The 22,820-nt window shown below is 48.6% G+C and carries 20 protein-coding genes and 1 pseudogene; 8 read left to right on the top strand and 13 right to left on the bottom strand.

Annotation, left to right across the window (positions count from 1 at the left end):
* Nucleotides 1-74: 74 nt before the first annotated feature.
* Together C504_RS0116030 and C504_RS18630 are read right to left on the bottom strand one after the other, a co-directional pair.
* Nucleotides 75-1,454: a PepSY-associated TM helix domain-containing protein gene (locus tag C504_RS0116030; RefSeq protein ID WP_018690389.1), complete on the bottom strand. Its 1,380-nt coding sequence runs from the start codon at nucleotides 1,452-1,454 to the stop codon at nucleotides 75-77.
* A 544-nt stretch (nucleotides 1,455-1,998) separates the two neighbouring features.
* Nucleotides 1,999-2,148 (bottom strand): annotated as a pseudogene (locus C504_RS18630) (ATP-binding protein); the annotation flags it as partial.
* Nucleotides 2,149-2,591: 443 nt separating this feature from the next.
* Here C504_RS18630 and C504_RS0116040 point away from each other — a divergent pair.
* A complete protein-coding gene (locus C504_RS0116040; RefSeq protein WP_156815982.1) occupies nucleotides 2,592-3,590 on the top strand; it encodes a hypothetical protein in 999 nt (332 codons plus the stop codon).
* A gap of 279 nt (nucleotides 3,591-3,869) precedes the next feature.
* Here C504_RS0116040 and C504_RS0116045 read toward each other — a convergent pair whose 3' ends face one another.
* On the bottom strand, nucleotides 3,870-4,262 hold the full coding sequence (locus C504_RS0116045) for a MerR family transcriptional regulator (RefSeq protein WP_018690392.1): 393 nt from the start codon (nucleotides 4,260-4,262) through the stop codon (nucleotides 3,870-3,872).
* A gap of 68 nt (nucleotides 4,263-4,330) precedes the next feature.
* On the opposite strand from C504_RS0116045, the gene C504_RS0116050 reads away from it, so the two are divergent.
* The gene (locus tag C504_RS0116050; RefSeq protein WP_018690393.1) at nucleotides 4,331-5,314 is read left to right on the top strand and encodes an aldo/keto reductase; all 984 of its coding nucleotides are present in this window, start codon (nucleotides 4,331-4,333) and stop codon (nucleotides 5,312-5,314) included.
* Between the two features lie 242 nt (nucleotides 5,315-5,556).
* On the opposite strand, the gene C504_RS0116055 is transcribed toward C504_RS0116050, so the two are convergent.
* The 3 genes from C504_RS0116055 to C504_RS0116065 form a co-directional block, all read right to left on the bottom strand.
* Nucleotides 5,557-6,381, bottom strand: a complete 825-nt coding sequence (locus C504_RS0116055) for an aldo/keto reductase (protein ID WP_018690394.1) — start codon at nucleotides 6,379-6,381, stop codon at nucleotides 5,557-5,559.
* Nucleotides 6,378-7,349, bottom strand: coding sequence for a TIGR03571 family LLM class oxidoreductase (locus tag C504_RS0116060; protein WP_018690395.1), 972 nt, complete (start codon nucleotides 7,347-7,349; stop codon nucleotides 6,378-6,380). Before C504_RS0116060 ends, C504_RS0116055 begins: the two co-directional genes overlap by 4 nt.
* Nucleotides 7,350-7,411: 62 nt before the next feature.
* The gene (locus tag C504_RS0116065) at nucleotides 7,412-8,593 is read right to left on the bottom strand and encodes an MFS transporter (protein WP_018690396.1); all 1,182 of its coding nucleotides are present in this window, start codon (nucleotides 8,591-8,593) and stop codon (nucleotides 7,412-7,414) included.
* 84 nt (nucleotides 8,594-8,677) lie between these two features.
* On the opposite strand from C504_RS0116065, the gene C504_RS0116070 reads away from it, so the two are divergent.
* Together C504_RS0116070 and C504_RS18105 are read left to right on the top strand one after the other, a co-directional pair.
* Nucleotides 8,678-9,574 carry a LysR family transcriptional regulator gene (locus C504_RS0116070; protein WP_026317589.1) on the top strand — a complete coding sequence of 299 codons (897 nt, stop codon included), beginning with the start codon at nucleotides 8,678-8,680 and terminating at the stop codon, nucleotides 9,572-9,574.
* A gap of 474 nt (nucleotides 9,575-10,048) precedes the next feature.
* Nucleotides 10,049-11,887, top strand: coding sequence for a sensor domain-containing phosphodiesterase (locus C504_RS18105; RefSeq protein WP_018690398.1), 1,839 nt, complete (start codon nucleotides 10,049-10,051; stop codon nucleotides 11,885-11,887).
* A 143-nt stretch (nucleotides 11,888-12,030) separates the two neighbouring features.
* Here C504_RS18105 and C504_RS18440 read toward each other — a convergent pair whose 3' ends face one another.
* The 5 genes from C504_RS18440 to C504_RS0116100 all read right to left on the bottom strand — a co-directional run bounded on the left by C504_RS18440 (nucleotide 12,031) and on the right by C504_RS0116100 (nucleotide 17,419).
* A complete protein-coding gene (locus C504_RS18440) occupies nucleotides 12,031-12,594 on the bottom strand; it encodes a methyltransferase family protein (RefSeq protein WP_018690399.1) in 564 nt (187 codons plus the stop codon).
* Between the two features lie 263 nt (nucleotides 12,595-12,857).
* Complete coding sequence (locus C504_RS0116085) at nucleotides 12,858-14,366, bottom strand: AlbA family DNA-binding domain-containing protein (RefSeq protein ID WP_018690400.1); 1,509 nt, start codon at nucleotides 14,364-14,366, stop codon at nucleotides 12,858-12,860.
* Nucleotides 14,367-14,656: 290 nt separating this feature from the next.
* Nucleotides 14,657-16,036, bottom strand: coding sequence for an amidase (locus C504_RS0116090; protein WP_018690401.1), 1,380 nt, complete (start codon nucleotides 16,034-16,036; stop codon nucleotides 14,657-14,659).
* Complete coding sequence (locus C504_RS0116095) at nucleotides 16,023-16,211, bottom strand: hypothetical protein (RefSeq protein ID WP_018690402.1); 189 nt, start codon at nucleotides 16,209-16,211, stop codon at nucleotides 16,023-16,025. The genes C504_RS0116090 and C504_RS0116095 overlap by 14 nt, the downstream gene beginning before the upstream one ends.
* Entirely contained in the window at nucleotides 16,208-17,419 is a 1,212-nt protein-coding gene (locus C504_RS0116100; RefSeq protein ID WP_018690403.1) for an MFS transporter, read from the bottom strand. Before C504_RS0116100 ends, C504_RS0116095 begins: the two co-directional genes overlap by 4 nt.
* Nucleotides 17,420-17,536: 117 nt before the next feature.
* On the opposite strand from C504_RS0116100, the gene C504_RS0116105 reads away from it, so the two are divergent.
* On the top strand, nucleotides 17,537-18,127 hold the full coding sequence (locus C504_RS0116105) for a TetR/AcrR family transcriptional regulator (protein ID WP_245555249.1): 591 nt from the start codon (nucleotides 17,537-17,539) through the stop codon (nucleotides 18,125-18,127).
* A gap of 353 nt (nucleotides 18,128-18,480) precedes the next feature.
* Here the strand turns inward: C504_RS0116105 and C504_RS0116110 are convergent, their stop codons facing one another.
* Nucleotides 18,481-19,386, bottom strand: coding sequence for a LysR family transcriptional regulator (locus C504_RS0116110; RefSeq protein WP_018690405.1), 906 nt, complete (start codon nucleotides 19,384-19,386; stop codon nucleotides 18,481-18,483).
* A 168-nt stretch (nucleotides 19,387-19,554) separates the two neighbouring features.
* Here C504_RS0116110 and C504_RS0116115 point away from each other — a divergent pair, with 168 nt between their 5' ends.
* The 3 genes from C504_RS0116115 to C504_RS19155 all read left to right on the top strand — a co-directional run bounded on the left by C504_RS0116115 (nucleotide 19,555) and on the right by C504_RS19155 (nucleotide 21,795).
* Nucleotides 19,555-20,262, top strand: a complete 708-nt coding sequence (locus C504_RS0116115) for an alpha/beta hydrolase (RefSeq protein WP_018690406.1) — start codon at nucleotides 19,555-19,557, stop codon at nucleotides 20,260-20,262.
* Between the two features lie 75 nt (nucleotides 20,263-20,337).
* Complete coding sequence (locus tag C504_RS0116120) at nucleotides 20,338-20,538, top strand: hypothetical protein (RefSeq protein ID WP_018690407.1); 201 nt, start codon at nucleotides 20,338-20,340, stop codon at nucleotides 20,536-20,538.
* Nucleotides 20,539-21,612: 1,074 nt separating this feature from the next.
* A complete protein-coding gene (locus tag C504_RS19155; RefSeq protein WP_018690352.1) occupies nucleotides 21,613-21,795 on the top strand; it encodes a helix-turn-helix transcriptional regulator in 183 nt (60 codons plus the stop codon).
* A 52-nt stretch (nucleotides 21,796-21,847) separates the two neighbouring features.
* On the opposite strand, the gene C504_RS0116135 is transcribed toward C504_RS19155, so the two are convergent.
* Nucleotides 21,848-22,663: a hypothetical protein gene (locus C504_RS0116135; protein WP_018688447.1), complete on the bottom strand. Its 816-nt coding sequence runs from the start codon at nucleotides 22,661-22,663 to the stop codon at nucleotides 21,848-21,850.
* Nucleotides 22,664-22,820 lie beyond the last annotated feature (157 nt).

Raw genomic sequence — 22,820 nt, forward strand, 5'->3', positions numbered from 1 at the left:
GGCAGTATTACTTTCAATGTATTTAAATTTCTTTGGGTTCGGCAAAGTATTTTGCCGAACCCATATTTCTTTGTTTATGCCGGTTGGAATTTTTTCAGCGTGTAAATGCTAACTTCCAATGCAGCGATAACGAGCAGTGACAGACCGACCAATGGGAAGAATATTCCCGCAATGATCGCTATTACAAACACACCGCGCGGGATGCGCCAATCGGCAGGAACTTTTGGTGCGCCCAGCGCTCCTTTGGGACGTCTCTTCCACCAGATTATAGCAGCTGAAACAGCCAAAAGTACCATGGCGATACATGCTAAAAGCAATACGATTTGGTTTGCTAACCCGAATGCTTGCCCCATATGGATACCTATCCCCCATTCTGCAGCCCATCCCAGTGCTCCTAGATCAGACAGTCCCATATCCACCAGAACCTCGCCTGTATATTGATCTAGGTGAATGATACGTTCTTGACTAACATTATTGGGGTAAACAGATGCTGTAAACACCCCGTCAGGTGTACTTGGAATATTCAGTTTGTAACCTGCATGAATACCTAAATTTTCTACATTGGCGATGACTTTATCAATGGCGACAGGGACACCTTCTGAGGCTTGAGACAATGGCATAGGCTGCTTTTCAATCGCCCATGGTGAGCGGTCGAGTGCTTCGCCAACTGGGACAGTGGATGTCGGGTATTTACTCCAATATCCATCTGGCATGCCAAGGTCAGCAGCATAGGATAATTCATAGAATTTATCACCCCACACGCCAGACCAAGGCAAACCTGTCATCGCTAGAAACACGATAAAAATAGCCGCATAGATGCCAGTCACCGCATGAATATCACGCCATAGCGGTCTGCCTTTCGTCTTGCGTGGAAGATAGACGCCGACATTGCGAGAGCGTGGCCACCACAAATAAATGCCGGTTCCGACGAGTAGAACCATCCATCCTGCGGCTGCTTCTATGATGCGATTGCCCCACCAACCGACATATTCGAGGCTGTGTAATTTGCGCACGACATACATTAACGATGTGCCCGAGGAACCAACATCCCAAGCTGTTCCAAGAACCGTGCCATCATAAGGGTTTACGTAGATGATGTTCTTGACGCCGTCCTGATCTGCAATACTGACTTCTGCCGCGCGATTGGGCGCTTCGGAAGATAAATAGGCCTTCAATGTGCCAGGGTAAGAAGCCAATGCATTGGATGTTAGAACTGATGGTGCAAGCTGGGGCGATGATATAGGTTCGACAATGCGAAGATCAGAATAGAGCGTGTTATTAATTTCATCCTTAAATAGATAAATTCCGCCGGTCACAGCAATCAGGATCATAAACGGTAGAACGATCAACCCTGCATAAAAATGCCATCGCCAAACAGCGCGGTATAGGGCAGATGTTGTAGGGTTGGATGTAGCAGTTTGTTCGGCAACATGCGTCGCTTCAATAGAGACCATTTGTCTCTCCTTCGATATAATTACAATGATTTGGGATTGAAATTAGATCGAATGCGGCGGGGCTCTGGCGTTGCAGCTATAATGAATATCTTGGAGTAATAAAGGTGCTTCGCCATGCGTGCATAAGCGTATATCTTTAAATACTGCATGTGCCAATAGGAACGTAGGTTGGGGTAGAACAACAGCATGCATTTGCATGGACCAGTCACATGGATGGTGCGTATCGTTTTCTATAGGTTTGCCATTCTTATCGACTGTAATGGTCTGCAGACTGTCACCTGAACAGATGACGATTTCTATGCCTTGTTTAGAAAATGAAGGCATTGTGCCTACTGAAAAAAACGCAAACAACATGAGTGGCCAAAACATTGTTGCAATGACCGTTTCTTTGATTTGACGATGACGTAGCGTTTTCATCATGAATGAAAAATAGCGTGACTTGCGGCCAAGGGAAACTGATTGTTTTTAGTTTACATGCGACTGTTTGAAACAGTAGTTAGGATCAGGACTCTTTAGAGCCACCAAATGAATTTTGCAGCGATTGTTATTGCCGCCACGAAGACGTTTGCTTTTCGATCGTAGCGCGTTTCTGTATTGCAATTACAGAGCTGGCTTTGAAGCGGTAACTGTCATTGTCGGTCTCCAGTATGTGGTATCTGTGTTTTAACCGATCGAGCAAGGCATTGGTCATCTTGCCCCTCTAGGGCCACCGTCAAATGATGCTCAAAAATCCAATGTTTATCACTCCAATTAGCCCCGACACATCTGTTCAGGGGCAAGTTTTCACATGGGGCATATCTCAGTGGAAATCCTGACCTCTTCTGGGTCAGTTATGAGTGGAATTCAACACAACTATTGCCTGATAGGATCAGGCTAGCAGCGATGTTTAACGAGCAGTTTTGAATCATTTTGAGACAAAATGAATCATGCTGGCAGCGGCTTGAAAGACGCTGAGCGTGCCATGCTGCGATGAAATACTGCGAAACGTTGAGGTTGCTGTTCAGTCAATAAATACAGGCTGTATATTATTTGTGAATCGAGCCTAAGTCCGTTCGTAGCGCTGATTGATTGTGGTTGAAATAGACTTTGGGATGAGTGATAAAAACCCACTAACATGGGGAGCAATACATTACTAGGTTGATAGCAAGTTCTTTTCCGGTTCCAGAAACCATCTCGGAAGCGACTAAAAGAACATATAAAAAGCATATGAAGGCGATGTTAAATTCGTATTCCAAGGATAATTTGGGGGCCCAAAACGTTCAATATAACGGCTTCATAGATTGGTTTTGCGGACAACATTTTTGCTATTCGAAATCCACCATTCGTAGTTATACGGCGTCCATTCTCCTTTATCTGGAAAGCGCTCAAGGCATGGGTAAGTTTTCGGCCGATACTGCCGATAAACTTAAAAAGAAGTTAGAATATGGACCGACCCCGAAAGACCGTGGTGATGAAAAGAGAACGTCCTCCAAAAAGCTGAAAACCGTAAATGAAAAAGATGTGCATCGCTTAATAGCTGTATTTCGCAACAGCGGTAATGCAGAAGGTTTGTTTTATGCCAATTGGCTAGTTTTCTCGGCCCTCTTTTTTCCACGACCAAACGAATGGCACGGTGCTAAAAATATAAAATGTGAAACGGATGATGGCGTAATTTTCTTTCTTAAGTTACCGAATTCAAAGAATTCAAATGGGCGCACTTTTGGCCCATATCGTCATCTTGAGCTCAAACTAACAGGTGGTGCAATTTCTGAGTTGGAATTGTTTATCCGCGAATATAAGCGCAGAGCCTCAGAGCATAAAACTGAACGGCACTATCATGATCAATTGCGTGGTATGATAAAACGCATTTGTGTAAAGCATAAAATCAAACCGTTTTCGCCATATGCATTACGCGGCCTTGGTATGGCTACAGCCAAAAGATCGATGGATAGTTTAGCTGTCTCTTACGCAGCTGGGCACCGCTCAGATCGCACCAAAATTGAAAATTACCCTCGGACTAAACGGAAAGGATCCGATTGGTTGAAGCCAGAAATGGCCTTTAGGGTAAGTGAAGATCAATGCAATTTAGTACGTGTAACAGGGCGAGTACGGTCTAAGAAAGATAAGACTTTGACTGTCCGGCACCAAGGTTTTTGAAAAATATAGCTGCTTAAATTATGCGTTGAGTTCGCTGAAAACTTGCTGGACACGCGCAGTTACCATTGCAAACGAGACCATCAAAAAATTGCCTTCAAATCAGACAAATAAGCGTCAGTAATCACTCTTATATGTGATCGTAGTATTTGCTTAAAGCTTCAAGAAACCCGATCCAGCTTATTAGCAATTTGGGCGGAGAGCATTCTTTCCCTACAGATTTGAAATCTGACGGTTTTGTGGAACCTTTCAGCAACGTTCGCGCACTGCTCTCTCGCTTCACTATTGATAATCTTCTAAGTTCGGAGCATCACCCGCTTTGCCGGATTTTACCCAGTCCACCTTGTTGCGAAGAAAGGATAATGCAGTATCAAGAGCTATCTTACGTTCCTGCAATCGTTCAATCTGCAATTCAAGAACCTCAATAGTGCGTTCCGAGGAATGCTCACCTGCGCGATACTCATCGTTGAGAGTAAGAATTTCTGAGAGAGTATATCCCAGCGTTTGTTGAAGCCGGATCATCCGAGCAGCAGTCACGTCCTCAGGCTTAAATAAGTGGTACGGATTAGAGCCACCCTTAAGGCTACGATCAGGCTTCAGAAGGCCTTTCGCTATGTAAAATCGTATCGTGTCGACAGGGAGTTCTACAGTTCTCGCAAATTCCGAAATTAGCATTTTTATCCTTGACCATGGAGTTTACTCCACACTTATAGGTCATGCTTGTCCAAATGTGGAGAATTAATATGACAAGCAACATTAACAACATCCAGCAAGATCAACTTGGTCAAGATGGTCCCCAAATAGGTATTCAGGGTCTTGGCTGCATGGGTATGAGTGAATTCTATGGAGAACCTGACGAGGTTGGTTCACGCGAGACACTAGAAAGAGCCTTGGAACTCGGAGTTAACCTATTTGACACTGCTGACATGTACGGGCTCGGTGCAAACGAGGAATTCCTTGCGCCGTTCATCGCGGCCAACAGAGGCGGAGTCGTGATAGCCACAAAGTTTGGCTACAGCCGCACGCCGGAAAACCCGGATGACTGGAGTATCGACAATCGTCCTGAATTCATTCGAGGCGCTGTTGATCGTTCGTTAAAGCGGCTTGGCGTCGATGTTATTGACCTTTATTATATGCATCGCCGGGACGACCGCGTGGCTTTGGAAGATTCCATAGGAACGATGTCTGATTTGGTTAATGAGGGTAAAGTGAAGCAGCTGGGTTTGTCGGCTGTCAGCGCCAACGAGCTACGTGCGGCTCATGCCATTCACCCCATTGCCGCTATACAATCAGAATGGTCAATCTTCACCCGCAACATCGAAGAAGAAGTTGTTCCGGCGGCCTCCGAACTGGGTGTGACAGTTGTTCCATATGCTCCGCTGGGACGCGGAATGTTGACTGGAAAGGCATTTGCAAAGTCGCTGGCTGGAGACGATGCGCGTCGGCATTTCCCAAGATTCTCAGATAATAACCGCTCAACAAACATTGCTCTGGTTGCAGAGATCGAGGCCATCGCCTCGGCGCGCGATGTAACGGCGGCGCAAATTGCGCTTGCATGGCTTTACGCCCAAAGCCGCAAGCTTAATGTCAAAACAGTTCCCATTCCAGGAACCCGAAAGCGTAGCCGCCTTGAGGAAAACGTTGCATCAACGTCAATTTCACTCACCGCACAGGAGATGGCGGCACTCGAACCACTTGCCTCGGCAGTCCAAGGAGTCAATGTTTAGGCGATTAAATGTAGCAGCTTCGCCATCGGCGGAGCTGGTTTAACCTTCAGACATCAGATTCGACGTTATCCACGATGACAAACTAATTTTATGGTTTGCGTCTGCTTTGGGCCGTTCGTGTAGATCGACACAATGGGTGGCTTTCGGACATTCGCGGCTGCTACAAAGCATTAGGGTTCAGGCAACGAAAGCTGACATCGGGGTGTCTTGGCCCTGCTGAAAAATGCAGGACCAAAAAGGGATCAGTCCCATTTAGGTGCGAGCGTTTCGGGACTGACCAAGCGTCCCTTCGCAGTACCAAGGGCGTCAATTTGAGTGATCTGCTCTGCACTCAACACGATCTCCGCAGCGCGTAAATTGCTGGCAAGCCTGTTCGTATTGCCGGTCCTGGGCAGCGCGATGCTCATCTGGCGCGTCAGGACCCATGCCAAGGAAACCTGGGCCGGGCTCGCATCATGCGCGGCTGCAATATCGCGCAGTGTTGTATTTTCCATGACTTTGCCTTGCGCCAGCGGTGAGTAAGCCTCGACCGGTATGCCCTTGCTCGCGAGGTGAGCGATCATCCGCGTTTGGTCGATCAGCGGATGAAGTTCTATTTGGTTCGCGGCCAAGGGCGTGTTCAACGCAGCTTGTGCTTGGTTGACCATATCTATGGTAAAATTCGACACGCCTCCGTGCCGTACTTTGCCTGCTGCAATCAGATCATTTAGCGCCCCAATTGTGTCTGCAATCGGCACGTCTTTTGACGGCCAGTGTAGGAGTAGTAGGTCTACATAGTCCGTCCCCAATCGTTTTAGAGACGCCTCGGCGGCTGAGGTGAAGGCTTCAGGTGCAAAGTGCTCGGGCAGTATTTTGGTGGTGAGGAACACATCCTCACGACGGGCATCAGCGCGACCCAAACCCTCTCCAACTTGCTCTTCGTTCTCATAGGCCTGTGCCGTATCAATATGTCTAAATCCTTCGGCAAGTGCTGCACTCACCATGTCAGCTACCGTATCTTGTTCAAGTTGAAATGTGCCAAAGCCCATGGAGGGAATTTGGGCGGGTCCGATAAGGGTGATACTCATTGTACTGTCTCCATTGTATTTTTTTCTGTGAACTCAGGCATGACATGTTTGGCCAACTCGGCCAGAACATCTTCTATTTCGCGCTGTGATTGGCGCAGTTTAAAGGCGATATGGGCGACCCCTGCAGCTTGCAGAGAACGAACGTGAGTTGTTAAAGCATTTCGACCTATGCGGCCTCCGAACTGGATAGGCTGGAAGGGCGCATCGGGATTTGGGTCAAGGTCCAAGTGCATAGCAGTCAGGACCGGCGCGACTGGTAGACCAGCATCGTTGCGCGCCTGACGCCACATCGACAGGCGTCGCTCGGCCTGCTTAGGAGGGCCGGGATAAGTGAACCATCCATCCAATTCCTGGGCGATCCATTGCAGGCTTTGTTGGCCCATTCCGGCCATTACCATCGGGATACCTTCAGGCACATACGGGCGCACTGTGACGGGACCTTGTGGCCCTTGCAGCGCATCGCCTGACCAAAGATTGCGCATCTGGTCGACCCGTTCGCGCAGGGTGGCCCCGCGAGCTTCATAGTTCAGCCCCATTAGCGGGTATTCCAACGGACGATCCCCCGACGCAATCCCAAGGATAAACCGCCCGTCCGATAGATGGTGCAGGCTGGCTGTCATCTTGGCCAGCAGGATCGGATCGCGCAACGGCAAGACGATACCGGCGGTGCCTAGCGCGATGCGTCGGGTGCGACCGGCAAGAAAGCCAAGATAGGAAAACGGGTCGAAAACCTGCCCTGCATCCCCGAAGCTCGGATCGTGAACCGGTACATCCCGCAGCCAGACTGCACCAAAGCCAAGGCTCTCGGCCAGCTCCACGCCCTTGGCGGGGCTTGAGATGTTTGGTACACCAAAGGGGCGGCCCTCGTTACGGGCACGGAGCTGCCCAGCTTCAGTCCAATCGCGGTCAAGAAGCAGTTCTATGCCAAAGGTCAGGTGGTCTTTGTAAATCAAATTCAGGGCAGACATGATACGAAGCTCCTTATTATTGGTTTGCTCCGCCGCACGAACATGCGGCGGAACAAGCTAGTTCATTCAGCCGCAATGGCTTGGGGTATGGTCGCATTCAGGCGACCTGACAGGCGCACCAGAACGATCCCGACAACCACCACACCCGCGGCGATGTAAGGAGCAGCGGCAAGACCGATGCCTTCGACCACAAGCCCTCCGACCCATGCGCCACCGGCAATGCCAAGGTTGAACGCTCCGATGTTCAGACCAGACGCCACATCCACCGCACTCGGCGAGACTTCACGTGCAATTTGTACGACGTAAGATTGTAGCGGCGGCACGTTGGCGAAGGCAAAGCCACCCCAGAAGGCAGAAACGGCGATGGCTGCAATCGGGTGTGTAAGAAACGCACCAAGTGCGACCAGTGATATAGCAAGGCCAGCAAAGATTACCGTCAGGGACGCTACTGCACCGATACGGTCAGCTAATTTTCCGCCGGCAATGTTGCCGACGGCGACAGACGCACCGTAAAGCAATAGCACCAGACTAACCGCGCCTGCAGACAGACCCGTGACCTGGTTCAGCATCGGTGCAAGGAAGGTAAAGGCGATGAAGTTGCCGCCATAGCCGACAGCTGTGATCAGATATACCAGCAAAAGGCGAGGCGAGGTTAGCACCTGTAATTGGGCTTTGATCCCCGCCGAAGCAGTGTTGGTCAAATTAGTTGGCACCAGCACCGCAGAGGCAATGAAGCCGATCACGCCAAGCGCGACAACGCCAAGGAAGGTCGACTGCCAGCCGAAGTTTTGGCCGATGAACGTCCCCAAGGGAACACCGGTTACCAACGCGACTGTTAGACCAAGGAACACCAGCGCAATGGCAGAACTTTCTTTTTCGGGTTCAACCAGATCGGTCGCGATCGTCGAGGCGATTGCAAAGAACACCCCGTGCGCCAAGCCGGTAATGAAGCGTGCAACGACCAGACTATTATAATCCGGCGCAAAGGCGGCATAAGCATTGCCAAGTGTGAACAGCGCCAGCAGGAGCAGCAACAATGTCTTGCGCGGCACGCGGTCGGCCATTGCCGTAAGCACCGGCGCGCCGATGGTTACGCCAAGGGCATAAAGACTGACCAAAAGGCCAGCAGAAGGAATGGAAACGCCAAGATCGATGGCGATGGTGGGAAGCAAGCCGACGATAACGAACTCAGTCGTTCCGACGGCGAAAGCGCTGATGGTCAGCGCCCAAAGGGCAAGTGGCATCGGTTTTCTCCAATAAATTTGATGTCGACACGGTATATGCCAGCCGCTATCTATTGCGAGAACAGTCAAGTTTGGAATGGATCATTGCAAAAATTGCACGAATTACTACGCATGGGAGACTTGGCCGCTTTTGTCGGGATCATCGATGATGGCGGTTTTGCTGAATCCGCGCGGCGCAGAGGGGTATCGGCCTCTACGCTCAGTCGGTCGGTCTCTCGGTTGGAAGATCAGTTGAAGGTCACATTGCTTCGCCGCACTACGCGATCCATCGAGATTACGCCCGAAGGCGCCGCTGTTGTTGCAGAAGCGCGCGAGATTTTAGACCGCAGCGAAGCTCTGCAAGAGATCGCAACAAGCGGACAGGCCCCCGCCGGACCACTACGTGTAAACGCACCAGTTCCTTACGTCTTGCATGTGCTCGCCCCGCGTCTGGCTGAGTTTCACGCGCAATACCCCGACATCCAGTTGTCTATCGACATGACAGATACGCTGGTGGATCTGATCGGCAGCCATGCAGATGTTGCTATCCGGCTGGGCCAGCTGCCTGATAGCGACATGTTGCACCGCTACTTGGGATGTACGGCTTGGAAATTGGTGGCTGCACCGGAATATCTTGATCGAAACGGCTGGCCCAAAACACCAGCCGACCTTGCACAGCTGGAGCAAGTTCGGTTCGTGGCACCAGATCATATAAACACCTTGCGCTTTGCTGGTATGTCCACCCCCGTGACGATGCCCTCCGCACTGTCTGCAGGCAATGGAGAGGCCGTACGCCAGATGGTGTTAGGCGGACTGGGCATAGCGCGATTTTCTGATTTCATGATTACTGAGGATATCGTTAAAGGTCGACTGGTTGAACTATTTCCCGGCCAGCTCGACGCGGCCCCTTTGAATATCTCAGCGCTTTACCTTACCCGTGTTTCAGGCCTTCGGCGACTAGGGGTATTTCTAGATTGGGTGGGGAACATTAGTGGAGGCTGAGTTAAGCGAGCGCCATTTGGCATGCATAACGATCTCGATCAAAGAGCGGGCCCAAAAAATACTCTTCGACAGTCTTATATATAAATGTATTTAAGATGTCCGCTTTTTGGAAGTTGCAACGCAGAGGCAAGCTTCTTTGCTAATGGCATTTATGGGCCGATAGCAATAATAAGAGTTTGGTAATTTGGGCGGGATCCGGACCTTTGCTGCGCAATGCATGGAGGTCTGCTTTGCGGACAAACCGACTAAGCCACTAACTCCCATGAATTTCCCGATTGGGCGATAAGTGGAGGTTCAGGACTGAACCTCGTCTTGGTTCACTGGCCAAAATTCAAACTTTGCCGTGCCCTAGAAAGATTAACGAAATCAGAATTGGTTTGCATTCGATTAACAGCACCACTCAAAAGGCAAGCAGCCATTTAAACAGTTTGCAACCTAAAACAGTTAAGCATGGTTTGCGTTGTGGAGGTTATTATGCTGCTCGAACTGCAAAACAGTATTCTTAAAATGGTCGCACAAGGCGACGAGCTTGGCGTGATGTTGGCGCGGCTCTGTTCGGAGGTCGAACTGCTGTTGCCCGGCGCACATGCCTCGATCCTGACCCTCGATGAAAACAATCTATTGCATCCTTGCGCCGCGCCAAGCCTTCCCGATCAATACACGAGCGCGCTTGATAATATCCCTATAGGCCCCTCAATAGGCTCATGTGGTACGGCTGCATTTCTGCAGAAGAGTGTCACCGTCATTGACATTAAACGTGATCCGCTCTGGGAACCCTACAAGTCTCTTGCCTTGTCTTTTGGGCTGCGAGCTTGCTTTTCCAGCCCAATATTTGGCAGCAATGGTACTGTACTTGGCACATTTGCGCTTTACTTTGAAGAGCCCCGGGCACCGTCTCTCCTTGAGCAAACCATAGTTATCGGTTGCTTACCTATATGCATGATTGCACTGGAATCTCACGAGCGCTTACAGGAACACCGACGTCTGGCATTTACCGATGTGATGACCAGCCTGCCAAACCGCGCCAAATTTTATGAGGCCCTGCAGAAAAAAAGATCCAACGATGAATGGTCACTGCTCCTTCTCGATGTCGATCATCTCAAAACTGTAAATGACACATTCGGACATGCGGCTGGAGACGACTTGATATCAGTAGTTGCTACAAGGCTGGCAAGCGCGGTTCATCCCTTGCCCGCCTATCGCTTGGGAGGTGACGAGTTTGCAGTGATCCTCGATGAAACACTCAGAAAGCCCCTCGAAGAGATCGTCGATCGGATTGTTGCTATGGCCAGGCAGCCAGTCAAGTGTAATGGTCACACAATCCTTCCGACTGTCACCATCGGCATCGCGCGATCCAACGAATGCTTTTCTGTTGCTGAGACCCGCCATCATGCGGATATCGCTCTCTACCATGCCAAGGATATAAGCCGAGGTACCTTTGCCATCTATGATGAGACGATTGCATCTGTCATCCTGAAGCGTGCAGAGGCTATCCGGAATGTTGCCGAAGCGTTGAACGACAATAGGATCGAAGCCTGGTATCAGCCAATTGTTCGCATCGATACGGGTGAAGTGGTTGGCGTGGAAGCTCTGGCACGTATGCGATTGAGCGACGGCACCATAGTTCCCGCAGCTCAATTCCACGAAGCCACAAAAGATGCCCACGTTGCAGTAAACTTGACGCAGCATATGATCAGATGCATCAGTCGCGATGTTGGTAATTGGCTACGACTGGGCATTCCTTTCCAGCACGTCGGCATCAATCTGTCTGCTGCTGATTTCAGCGGAAATGATATCTTGCAGAGTCTGGAAAAAGCATTCGCAGCAGAAAATGTCCCGCTTCGCCATGTGATCCTAGAAGTAACTGAATCGGTTTATATTTGCGAACAAAATCAGAACATTGCAAACAAGATCGCTTCATTCCGGGCAGCAGGTTTCAAAGTGGCACTCGACGACTTTGGCACCGGTTTCGCATCCCTGACCCATCTCATTACAGTTCCTGTTGATATCATCAAGATCGACAAGAGCTTCATCGATCATTTGGGCTGTGAGCATGCGGGAACTTGTATTGTCGAAGGCATAATTGATATCGCCAAGGGTATGGGCATGCGCGTGATTGCTGAAGGTGTTGAAACATTGGCTCAAGCAGAGCTGCTAGTAGAACGGGACTGCATCCTTGGACAAGGATATCTCTATTCAAAAGCAATTCCAGCTGATGAGATGGCAACATTGCTTGAGAGACGCGGACAAAGACAGGATAGCGCACCCAAGATTGAGGGGGCCGTTCAAAGGCGTGGAGGGATTCGCGCATAATGATTTTTGTGTCACCTAAAGCGTTTAATGTCCGCTTTGGACCGTCCATGTCGATCAGACCGGCGTTACACTCAAGATGCATACTGCACTGGCGTAAGGCGGCCCCGAACCTAACGTTACGGAAGATCAGCTGAATATTTTGATCAGAAGAACCGCCTGACCTCTCGGCAGTATTCGAGAAATGGCTCGCCGTATTTCCGCGTAAGCCAGCGTTCCTCTATGAAAATCGCAACTAAATAGAGCAATGCCCAATTCATCAACGTTGCGATTACCGGTGGGACAGGGACGAGGAGAGCCCATCCCGTTAGGCCAAACCAAGTGGCGACGTAAATCGGGTTACGTGAATATCGAAACATCCCGTCAATTCGCAGTCCTTCTTTTGACCCTAATGCGTTTGCCCAACCAAGGGCTATCGTTGCGCCAAGTGCGGTGGCAAGGCCGCAAGCAAACAAAAGGATGGCCAGTAGGATAGCTGGGGTAGATAACTGAAACTCGGCTCGCAAAAGATACATTATCGAATAAATGACTAGCCCATACACCACGATCCGAAAGAGGATCATGAAAACGATCTTTTTCCTTGGCTGGTCTTCAGGCGGCGGCCAAAATCTGAAAGCCGGATTGATGAGCTCATAGGTGCCGAGCGCCAACAGACTGAAGCTCGATATGAAAGTCAGCATGATAATTGCAATGAGAAGGAAGTCAATCATGCACGGATCTTATAAATGCAGTTTGTCTTGGCAACAGGATCTTGAAGAGCGGATGTCCGCTTCAACCCGCTGCGCTGCCATACAGATAATGCTTATTTTGCGTTGTAAGGCAGTACGTTTTCAGATCAGTCAACACTCGTGGTCGACAGTCGGTTATGGGCCTAAAGTTTCGATGCGCTGGAACTTGGCAAAAGTCTCAAACGGGCGGTTAGCTGCCATTCGCTACAGGTGCAAAATCCCCCACAGCGCTACAAAAGTTTCCATCAGTCCGCGAAACGAGGTAAGAATGCAATTTCGTCCAATCTTGCGGCTGCTTTGAAAATTGCTCCCTTCAAGCTGGAGTTGCCTTCTGCTCTCGCAAACATCCGCTGGAGCAAGTCCAAAGCATCTTGGATGTGTTCAAAATCGGTTGGCAGGCCTGCAATCGCCCTCGCAATAGCTGGATCTTCGTTCGTATCTTCTAAATCGTCAATTTCACGTTGTTGGATTTTTTGTACAATAGGAGCTGCTTGGCCGGACGCTTGTATAAACGCGCTGCGTTGGCCCCGAAGTCGCTCAAGTGCATTTGCCTTCGAGTTGGCGTAAACCGCTTCTGTCTGCGATAATATCACAATAGCATCCTCAAGCGAAGTGTTAGTAAGGCTTATGAAATAGAAAATGGGAAGCCATTGACGCTGCACCAAAGCCGACTCACGGACAAACTCTATTGGTGAACGCACCTGTTCTTGTGCAAGGAAAGCTTGTAGAACCGTGTCCGCAGTTAGAACGCGATTTTCGATCCGTTCTCGAATTTGGCCGTCAGGCTCTATTGCTCGGACATCTCCGATAAGGCGCAAAGTGGGAGCACCTTCCACTTCTTCAAAATCACCTTCCCTAATGAATTCCAACTGATCAGCTAAGTCTCGATCAATCATAACTTTGGTGTCATCTGCCTCAATGGTCCCCTCACGGGTGTCTACTATTAGAGAGTTTTGAAGACCTATGTCTGCGACGCGCTGTGCCGACCTAAGAAGTCTTGACTGACTGGCCTGATCCCGTTGACGCAGCAAAATAAGCAGATCACCGGCGCTAATTTTAGCTGTCTGTCCGGGTGAGCGAAACAGGATTGCACCACTTTCGAGCCCGTCGCCGTCCCGACTGACAATTATAGGAGGTTCGGCATACTTTTCGACATAGATTACTCCAACATTCATTCCACCAATGACAATCGTGGCTTTAATGAAGTCCGGTGTCGGAGTAAGAAAAGTTTTCACCTTTTGACTAACCTGCACAATGTCAGTATTTTGAAAAGTGTCATCAGGCAGTCCGACAACTTTACAGCCCGCATTTTCAACACCAATGAATACAAAGCCCCCTTTGTTGTTTGCTAAGGCGGCAATCGCTTTAATGATGGGCGTCATTTTCTTTGGGTTGAACGTCTCTTTACATTCCTGCTGGGACGTTTCCTCATCGCGTAGCTTCCAGCTTCCATCAGCAAGTTGTTCAAACAGAGATTTCGCGCGTTCAGCTATAGTTGGTGGTCCAGCATCTTCCTCCTTGACAGGAACACCCACAGCTGCGGCCTCGAAGTTATGTAAAAAGGTATCAAGATCTTGATCAGTCGCTTGCGCAACCTCCGGGCCGTAGCTTCCTGTTCTAATCTGGCTTATCCTACCAGAGTTAACGGGGCGGTCTTGGCGGTTAAAATAAAACTGAATATCCACGTTACGCTTGCCGCGCGCTAACATTGCCTTTATGTAACCAATTTCTTCGTCAGTGATGCTTCGTGCCATTTCAAGCCTCAACCCCCTCAACCTATGATTACGATCAACCTTGATGCAATATAAGAGAGGTTCAAGCGATTTTCTCAGGAATCCCGTAAATCGTCGCAAAAGCCACTATGTTGATTGTCAGTTGTGATTGATCAAGTTTGTCGTTTCTTCATGATCCACCTTCAATTGAAAAAGCTTTTTACCCGTAACTACTTGCGTCTATTTAGGTGGGACAGGTTCAAATAAAAAAATGGGTCAAAACATGCTGAAAATCAACAGGCTTAGCACATAGTCCTAATATATCTCTGCAATTAGCTTATTTGGGCATTTTGCGCTAAAGGTTTCGCACCTCCGGTAAGGCTTTCGGCAGCTTTTCCTATTCGCAAGAGTAACATCTCAGAATGGTTTGGCCCTATGAACTGTGCAGCCAATGGCAGACCTGTTGAGTGCATGCCGATAGGCACTGTAATAGCAGGAATACCGGTCAAGTTTGCGCCAGCATTTAGCCTAACATAAGCTTCGACCACAGGTTCTTGAATCCCATTTGGCCAGTCAAATACATCTTGATCACGCCTTGCAGCCACAGTAGGAACAGTCGGCACGATGAGCGCATCAACATGTTCAAACATTGAAGGCCAGCCCTTTTGCAAGCGAGCCTGTGCCTCTTTTGCCATCAAATAATCTTGTGCGGGCAAGAGGCTTCCGGTTTCTACAAGAAGGCGAACATCCTCGCCGAAATGGTCCGGTTTGGAACGTATATTCTCGTAATGTACACGTGCAGCTTCTGCCAGCATGATACCCCATTGGCTGGGCATGATCGTTTCGGTCAGTGGCACCGATATTTCAACAAGTTCGATACCGGTATCAGCGAGCGACTTTTGTAAATTGTGCAAAGCCTGCTCAATCTCTGAATCCAACTGATCATAGAAATAATTTATTGGTACACCTAACTTAATTCCAGAAAGTTCTTGGCTCGATGCACCAAGTGCTGCTGCATATGCTTTGGAGCCGCCAGTGATGACCTCAAGCATCAGTGCCGCATCACCGACAGTGCGGGTGATGGGGCCAACGGTGTCAAGCGATTTAGCAAGGGGCAAAATACCTTGAAGCGGAACCAATCCGCGTGTTGGCTTCAAACCAACAACACCGCACAGTGCAGCTGGCACGCGGATTGAACCTCCCGTATCCGTTCCAATTGCGGCAAGCGCTCCTCCATAAGCAACAGCCGCAGCTGAGCCTCCACTTGATCCGCCAGGCGTGTGATCAAAGTGCCATGGATTACCTGTCTGAGGTGTGGTTAAACCAAAAGCAAACTCATGGGTGTGAGTCTTGCCAGTGAGAATGCCACCTGCCTCTTGCAGCCATTGTGTGACGGTTGCGCTGCTTTGCGCAACGTGCCCCTCTTGTACCCGTGAACTGGCACTGGTCGGCAGACCGTCAACATCGATGAGATCCTTTAGCGCGAACGGGATACCATGAAGTGCTCCCAAAGGATTACCATCCAGCACTTTTTGCTCAGCCAGTTTAGCGTCCTTACGGGCTTGATCTGCAGTCAACAAAGCGTAGGCGCCGATATTGCTGTCGACCTCTTCTACGCGATCGAGAACAGAATTCACGAGTTCTACTGGTGATAGTTCTTTTTTGCTGATCAGGTTTGCGGCTTCGGAAATAGAGAGTTCAAAGGGTTTCATCGAGATCTGCCTCTTTGTTAAGAATGCTTGTTTGGGTCGTTGCATCAAGCGTTGCGATAAATGTGCGCACATGAGTCAATGTCGCGGCAATCAGTTCCAGCCGCTCTTCTGGTAAGTGCAACATTTGGCGGCGTGCCAATTCGGTTATTAGTTCAGGTGTATAGGTAGGAATCATGATTTCTGCTCCATTGATGTGGGGGCGCTCTTGAGGATCGTTAAGGCAAATGAAAGCGCAGCAAGCGCGATGATAACTGCGCCAAATACTGTTGCGGTTTCAAAAAGACCAACGTGCTGTACTGCAAACCCAGCGATGAGCGCAGGAACGGCATTCGACAAGTAGCTTTCTGTATAAAACGCTGAGAGCAGTCCTGCGCGTTGCTGCGGTGTTGCAAGTACCGCAACGCTGCGCATGGCTCCGAGGAAACCAGCACCGAAGCCAAGGCCCGAAACGACAGCGCCTGCCATCAGAACTTCCGCATTAGAAATATGTATACTGCCTAAAATGATCGCTGGGCCGACAATCATAGCAAGACTTCCAGCTAGTAGTGCCGTTCTTGCCGATTGATTGCGGAATTTCAGAACTGCCGCAGCTCCGGCGAGCGTCAAAGCTGCAACCGCACCACCGCCAAGAACCTGCTCTTGGTTTGGCGCAATTTCCCCAATTAGCGAAGGCATTAGGGATAGGAAGAAGCCGCCAAGCGACCAGACTGCAATATTGATGGGCGCAACGCGCAAAAAGGTCTGACGTGCTTCCTCTGGAATTTCCATTCGCAAACGTGGATACCAGCGCTCGGACGCAAGCTCCGCTGACGTCTCCACACTCATCAAGGTGCGAAATGCTTGAACGATAAATATAACGATCAACAGAACATAAACGAAATGAAGTGGCGCAGGAGCCGTTTGTGCCAAAAGCCCCGAACCAAGCGCGCCAACGCCCATGCCAATCATAGGTGAGATACTGTTGATTGTTGTTCCTGCCTTTTGATCTAGATCCAGAAGTGCAGAAGCAAGAGCCGTGGTTGCTAGCCCCGTCGCTAGACCTTGTACAATCCGCGCTACAATCAGCCAAGCGCTACCTTGAGCAAGGAGGAACAATCCCATCGCTACAACTTGTATAATAAGAGCCAATAAAATTACTGGACGCCTACCAAAACGGTTCGACATAGTGCCGAAGAACAATAAGCCGAAAAGCAGAGCTAGTGCATAAACTGCAAAAATGATTGTGATAGTGAATGCGGAAAAGCTCCACTGCGCTTGATAGAGCGGATAAAGCGGCGCTGGTACGCTAGAAGCTGCGAGAAAGGTAATAAGGGTAAGGGCATGCAATCCTAATTCGGATTTAGGGGCCGATCTGTGACTTTTGCTTTGGGTTCTGAGGCTCATATTTGTTTCCTTTGCTAAAAGCTATTTTTTTGCGTTATACTTGAGAACCGCCCTTAAGGCAAATATTTTGCGTTAAGGGGAGTTGTCGTAATGCTTATGCGCTGAGAAGGAAGCCAAGTGATTGAAAAATCTAAGAATACTGATCGTTCTACAGAAGTAGTTCCGAGACCAGGGGGACGCTCCGCCCGTATACAGGCGGCTGTGATTCAAGCAGTGGAAGAGCTAAAACAGAATCAAGACCCTTCGGAGCTAACTGTTCCGGCGATCGCAGATCGGGCCGGTGTAACCCCATCCACCATCTACCGCCGTTGGGGAACACTTAATGAGCTTTTGGCAGAAGTTGCTGCGCGTAACATGAGACCGGATGCTCCGCCACAAGATACGGGAGATTGGCGCAATGATCTTGCGGTATGGTTGCATGAATTTGTCGAGGAAATGTCTTCAGAACCGGGCCGAGTAATGCTGCGTGAAGTCTTAGGCGGTGAGCGGCCGGACAATGCCGGTCAGTGTTCCTCTTTCACTCGTCAGCAGCTTGATACGATTCTCGCGCGCGTGAACAACGACGAAGAGCGACCGCCCGCAACTGACGACCTACTGGACCAAGTGATCGCTCCAGTCATGTACCGTATCCTGTTTACCAATGCCCCGCCTGAACGCGATTACACGCAGAAGTTAATTGATAAAGCGCTGGGCGTGAACTCGACATAAGCGGCCTGTAATAAATGGTTGGATTAAATCTTAAATATTGATTTTTATGATTTATATTGTTGAATATTGAAGATAATTCTTTCCTCACTTTATAAAAATTATAAGTTAAATGCGAGGTGCTACTGGTCAAGGCAATCGTTTAACTTTGATATTAAGTTGTAGCGTTGTACGTTAAATATAATTGTAGCGAATTCCCAGGTCTTTGAAACACCGATGGGATGTAGCTTGATGCTTTTGATCATGGTGAGTTTGATTTTTTTGATATGGACGGAAATATTTCTATTATGTCGTCGGCGAAGTCTATAACGGCAGCCTGAATGTACCAATTTTTGCTATCAGGGTCTTTTCGCGAGTTATAAGCATGGTCGACGACTACTCTGGATGAAATCTATCATTGCTCTGAGGGCCGCAGATTTCTGGTGTCTACTAGGGTAATATAGATGATAGCCGGACCAAAGCGGGCAGAATTCCTCTAAGCAGGTGTCTAACCTACCTGTCGACAAATGTTGCGACACGAACGGCTCGAACATATAGGCAAGCCCTTGCCCTGCCAGCGCGGCTTCAATCATGACATGTTCATTATTGGTAATAAGCGGCCCGCTGACAGAAACTTCAACTCGTCGTTTGCCCTGCTTAAAGGGCCATCGGAACAACTCACCGTGGCTTGGAAGACGGTATCTTAAGCAGGAATGCTCCGCTAAATCTTCAAGGCGATTAGGCTTGCCGCGCCGAGAAAAGTAATCCGTGGAGCCGATGACTACCGCAGATATATCGGGCCCAAGCGGGATTGCCGTCATATCTTGCTCAAGATGCGCGGCCATTCGAATGCCCGCATCAAACCCATTGCCAACGATGTCTGTTAGGCGGTCGCTGACATGTAGATCAACGGTAACATTAGGGTAGTGTTTAGCGAATTCATTTAACAAAGGGGTTATGATCGCTCTGGCGGGGTATTCGATGGCCGTAAGCCGTAAAACGCCAACCACTCCGTTGCGCGCTTCTTTCAACTCGGTTAGCCCGTTCTCAATCAGACGCAATGCGGGAGCAAGTGACTCCAGCAATTTTTGACCTGCCTCTGTCGGGCGCACAGTTCGAGTTGTTCTGGCAAGTAAGGGTGTTCCGATGCGCTCCTCCAACGCTCTGATTGCCTGACTTATACCTGACTGCGTTCGCCCCAACTTCCGCGCTGCTTGAGTAAAGCTACCGGCCTCTGCAACGGCTTGGAATAATTGCAAATCGGGTAGGTCGCGGCGATCCATTTATAAATCTCATTAATAAGCGCTATAATATCTAGCAGTATAGTGATTTTAAATCTCAAAAGCTATCTCTCGCATTGGAAGTGAAACCTACTGTCAGAAGAGATACAAATAATGCCCCATTTAAATACTTTGCTATTGTCCGGAGTTCTCACTCTTAGCGGCTTAACGATGCAATCTGTCGATGTGTTTGCCGATGTACAGAATATAGTTCTTGTACACGGTGCAAACGCAGACGGAAGCACATGGCGGGAGGTGTATGATCGCCTCGTTGCTGATGATTACAATGTTACCGTAGCTCAGTTGCCACTAACATCTGCAGAAGATGATATCGCTGCTGTTCGCCGAAATCTTGAAGCTTTGGATGGCTCGGTGTTGCTTGTCGGGCATTCATATGGCGGCGTGGTTATAACTGAGGTTGGTACTGATCCGAATGTCAAAGGGCTCGTCTATGTCGCAGCGTTTCAGCCCGACGAGGGTCAAAGTAGCGCAGATCTAGTTGCTTCTGTTTCGAGTGATTTTACACCCGACAAACTTGAGATATTTGATGATGGGCATTATCTGGTGAGTATTGATGCTTTTAAATCACTTGTGGGTAATGGATTGTCTGACGAAGATGCTAAGTTCGCGGCACAGTCTCAAGCAATGTCAAACATGGCGATCCTTACTTATGAAGTTCAAGTTGCCGCTTGGCGTGAGAAACCAAGCTGGACTGCCATTGCTACCCAAGACAGGACTATTGCACCCGAGTTGCAACGACTGATGTCAGAGCGGGCAGGGTCGACGGTCGTCGAGATCGAGAATGGACATATTCTTCCAATGACGAGCCCTGACGCGGTCGCGCAGTTTATTCGTCAAGCTGCTCAGGCAGTGGACTGAGCGGGGGATTACCCATGGGTTGACACTCTGGATTCAATAATTGCTCTAAATCCTCAGATTATTATTCCAGGCCACATGACGATTGACGCGCCATTGGGAATTGCAGTCGCGCAATTTACCAAGGATTATCTTCTAGCCATCGAAGAAGAATTAGAGAAAACAAACTCATCAGCAGAACTAATAGAAGCAATGACAACACGCTTTCCTGAACTGGGAATGGGCGTTGCATTAAGTGTTGGTGCAAAGGGTTTAACTGGCGAAATGAAGTGGGGATAGTTTAGCCCATTTTGACTAGGGTATCATTCGATCTTTGAGTAAGCATAAGAGGAAAACGGCCAATCTGTTAGGGCGTTTTCCTTTTATATTGTGATCGTAGGCGCAAGTGTTGTCAGTATTCACCGTAGCATGAAGTGGTGAAGTATACGTAATTTAGGTGCTGTCAGGGTAACTTGCCGCTATTTGAAAACCGCGATAATTTTCTAACATGACAACGAAAAATATTTTTAAGTATTTTAAAACTTCGCCTGAAATCATCAAATCAGCCGTGATGTATTATGTCCGTTTTCCACTCAGTTTGCGGCAAGTGGAGGATATTCTGCATGAACGCGGAATCGATATCTGCCACGAAACGGTGCGCTCTTGGTGGAACCGTTTTGACCCTTTGTTGGCAAATAAAGTTAGGCAGCAACGAGCAAGGTATCACTCAAATTGGCGTTTGTTGATTGTCGGGTGAGATTAATCCAGTTTGTCGTTTCGTCATGATCCACCTTCAATGCAAAAAACTTTTTACCCGTAATTAGTTGCGCCTGCTCAAGTGGGGCAGGTTCAATTGAAAAAATGGGTCAAAATCTGCTGAAAATCAACAGTGCGCTATCAATGTCATTTAATGCGTTCTGCACAAAAATCGGTATTTTTCGGTAATTGCTCTTCCAAGGAAACTGTTTCTCATTTTTGGCCACTACTATTAAAAAAAATATCTTACGAAGAGCGAGAGTGAGCTGGCAAGAGTCGCACGCAAATATTATCTACGACGAGCAAGCAATCGACGTGTGACTTTGCTAGATCTGGCCGCTTCGTCCGCTCTGCCGACCTTGGGCTGTCAAATTTGCTGCGTCAGGTGTCGAACGGCAGCTTTAGGAAAGCTGCAACGCAGCGTATAATGCTTCGGGCAACGGCAGCAATGGGCCGAAAGCGCCAGAGCAGGTTAGCTTGGAGGCGGCTCATGTGGGCGACCAAAGTCACTGTTCTGAGAGGGTGGACGCTCGTTGAAAAAATAAATTTCTATGTCCAGATTTTAAATGATGCTGCCTGTCGATAGTTTTCTCTCAAATGGATGTTGGAGAAAACAAGATGAGTACTGTTTTAGCATATTCGATAGATGAGGGTGCGCGGGCACTTGGTATTAGCAGATCGCTTTTCTATCAGCTCGTGAAATACGGGGAGATCAAAATTGTAAAAATTGGAAGACGGTCGGTAGTGCGGTCGCAAGAGCTTGAGCGTTATCTCAACTCGTTAGAAGTCGGTGGAAATTAATGCCATGAAGCTTAACCGAAAGGACTCGTACATTTTTAAATAGGAAATGGGCTTATTCAGACACAAGTGCTTTTTTGAAATGCTGAGCAACTAATGAGTTGAGTTGGAGAGGGGATAAATCGGCATGTTTGAAGAATAGTAGTCCGCTTTGCAAATACCGAATAAACGGATTGGTTTCGCCTTCTGATCTTAAAGGTAAGCCCAGTTCTGGATCAGCATATTCAGCCCAAATTTTTGTGAGGTTTTCTAAAAACCGCATCGTGGGTTCATCTGTTTTTCTGACCTTGGAGGCGTCTATCTCTTGAACGTGTAATCCGTCATTTGTATTCGTAATATAATGGCCAACCTCACGTGCAGCCGCAGACAGGATGAATTCTTCCAGAGCTAATTCATCTGCCATTTCTTGGAGCTGCTCAACTTGCTGCGTCTCGCTGTTTAGACGACGATTAATATCTGCCGATTGATCAGCTGCGCAATTTTTTAAAGTGTGTTCAGTTCGCGAGAGGCGCGCTTTTTTTGCGTTCAACGCCGCAGTTGTGGCTGCAAGCCCGTTTTGGATTTGCTGTAGATCATTTAAGAGTTCTTGAGTGACCTCAGGCTCTCGCTCATGCCGGCTTAATTCCATCCTTATCCAGCGATAAGCGATGGCTAACTCTTCGTCTGAGATATCTGAACCCAGCAAGCTACGTTTTCTTTTGATCTCCGTCAGCATCGAGGTCATATGGTAAATAACTTCAGATGGATTACCGAGAGGCTTCCAATTTAGAGCCTTAATTGTAGCAATCGTCTGTAATTCGTCATCTAGAGGCGCCCAGTTAAACAAGTCGCCGCTATCTATTACATTCGCAATATCTCCGATCTGTACCATTTCATCTCACTCAACTGCACATTACTCATATTTTTTTAAGTTAGCTTGTCACTTAGAAAAAAAGCAGTCTTGGGTTGGACTATGCACGAATTTTATTTTTGGGTAACAGCGGGGTAACAGAAAATATGATATTGGTAAAAGCTAATTGATTGAAATT

Source organism: Ahrensia kielensis DSM 5890 (assembly GCF_000374465.1).
GTDB classification, from domain to species: domain Bacteria; phylum Pseudomonadota; class Alphaproteobacteria; order Rhizobiales; family Rhizobiaceae; genus Ahrensia; species Ahrensia kielensis.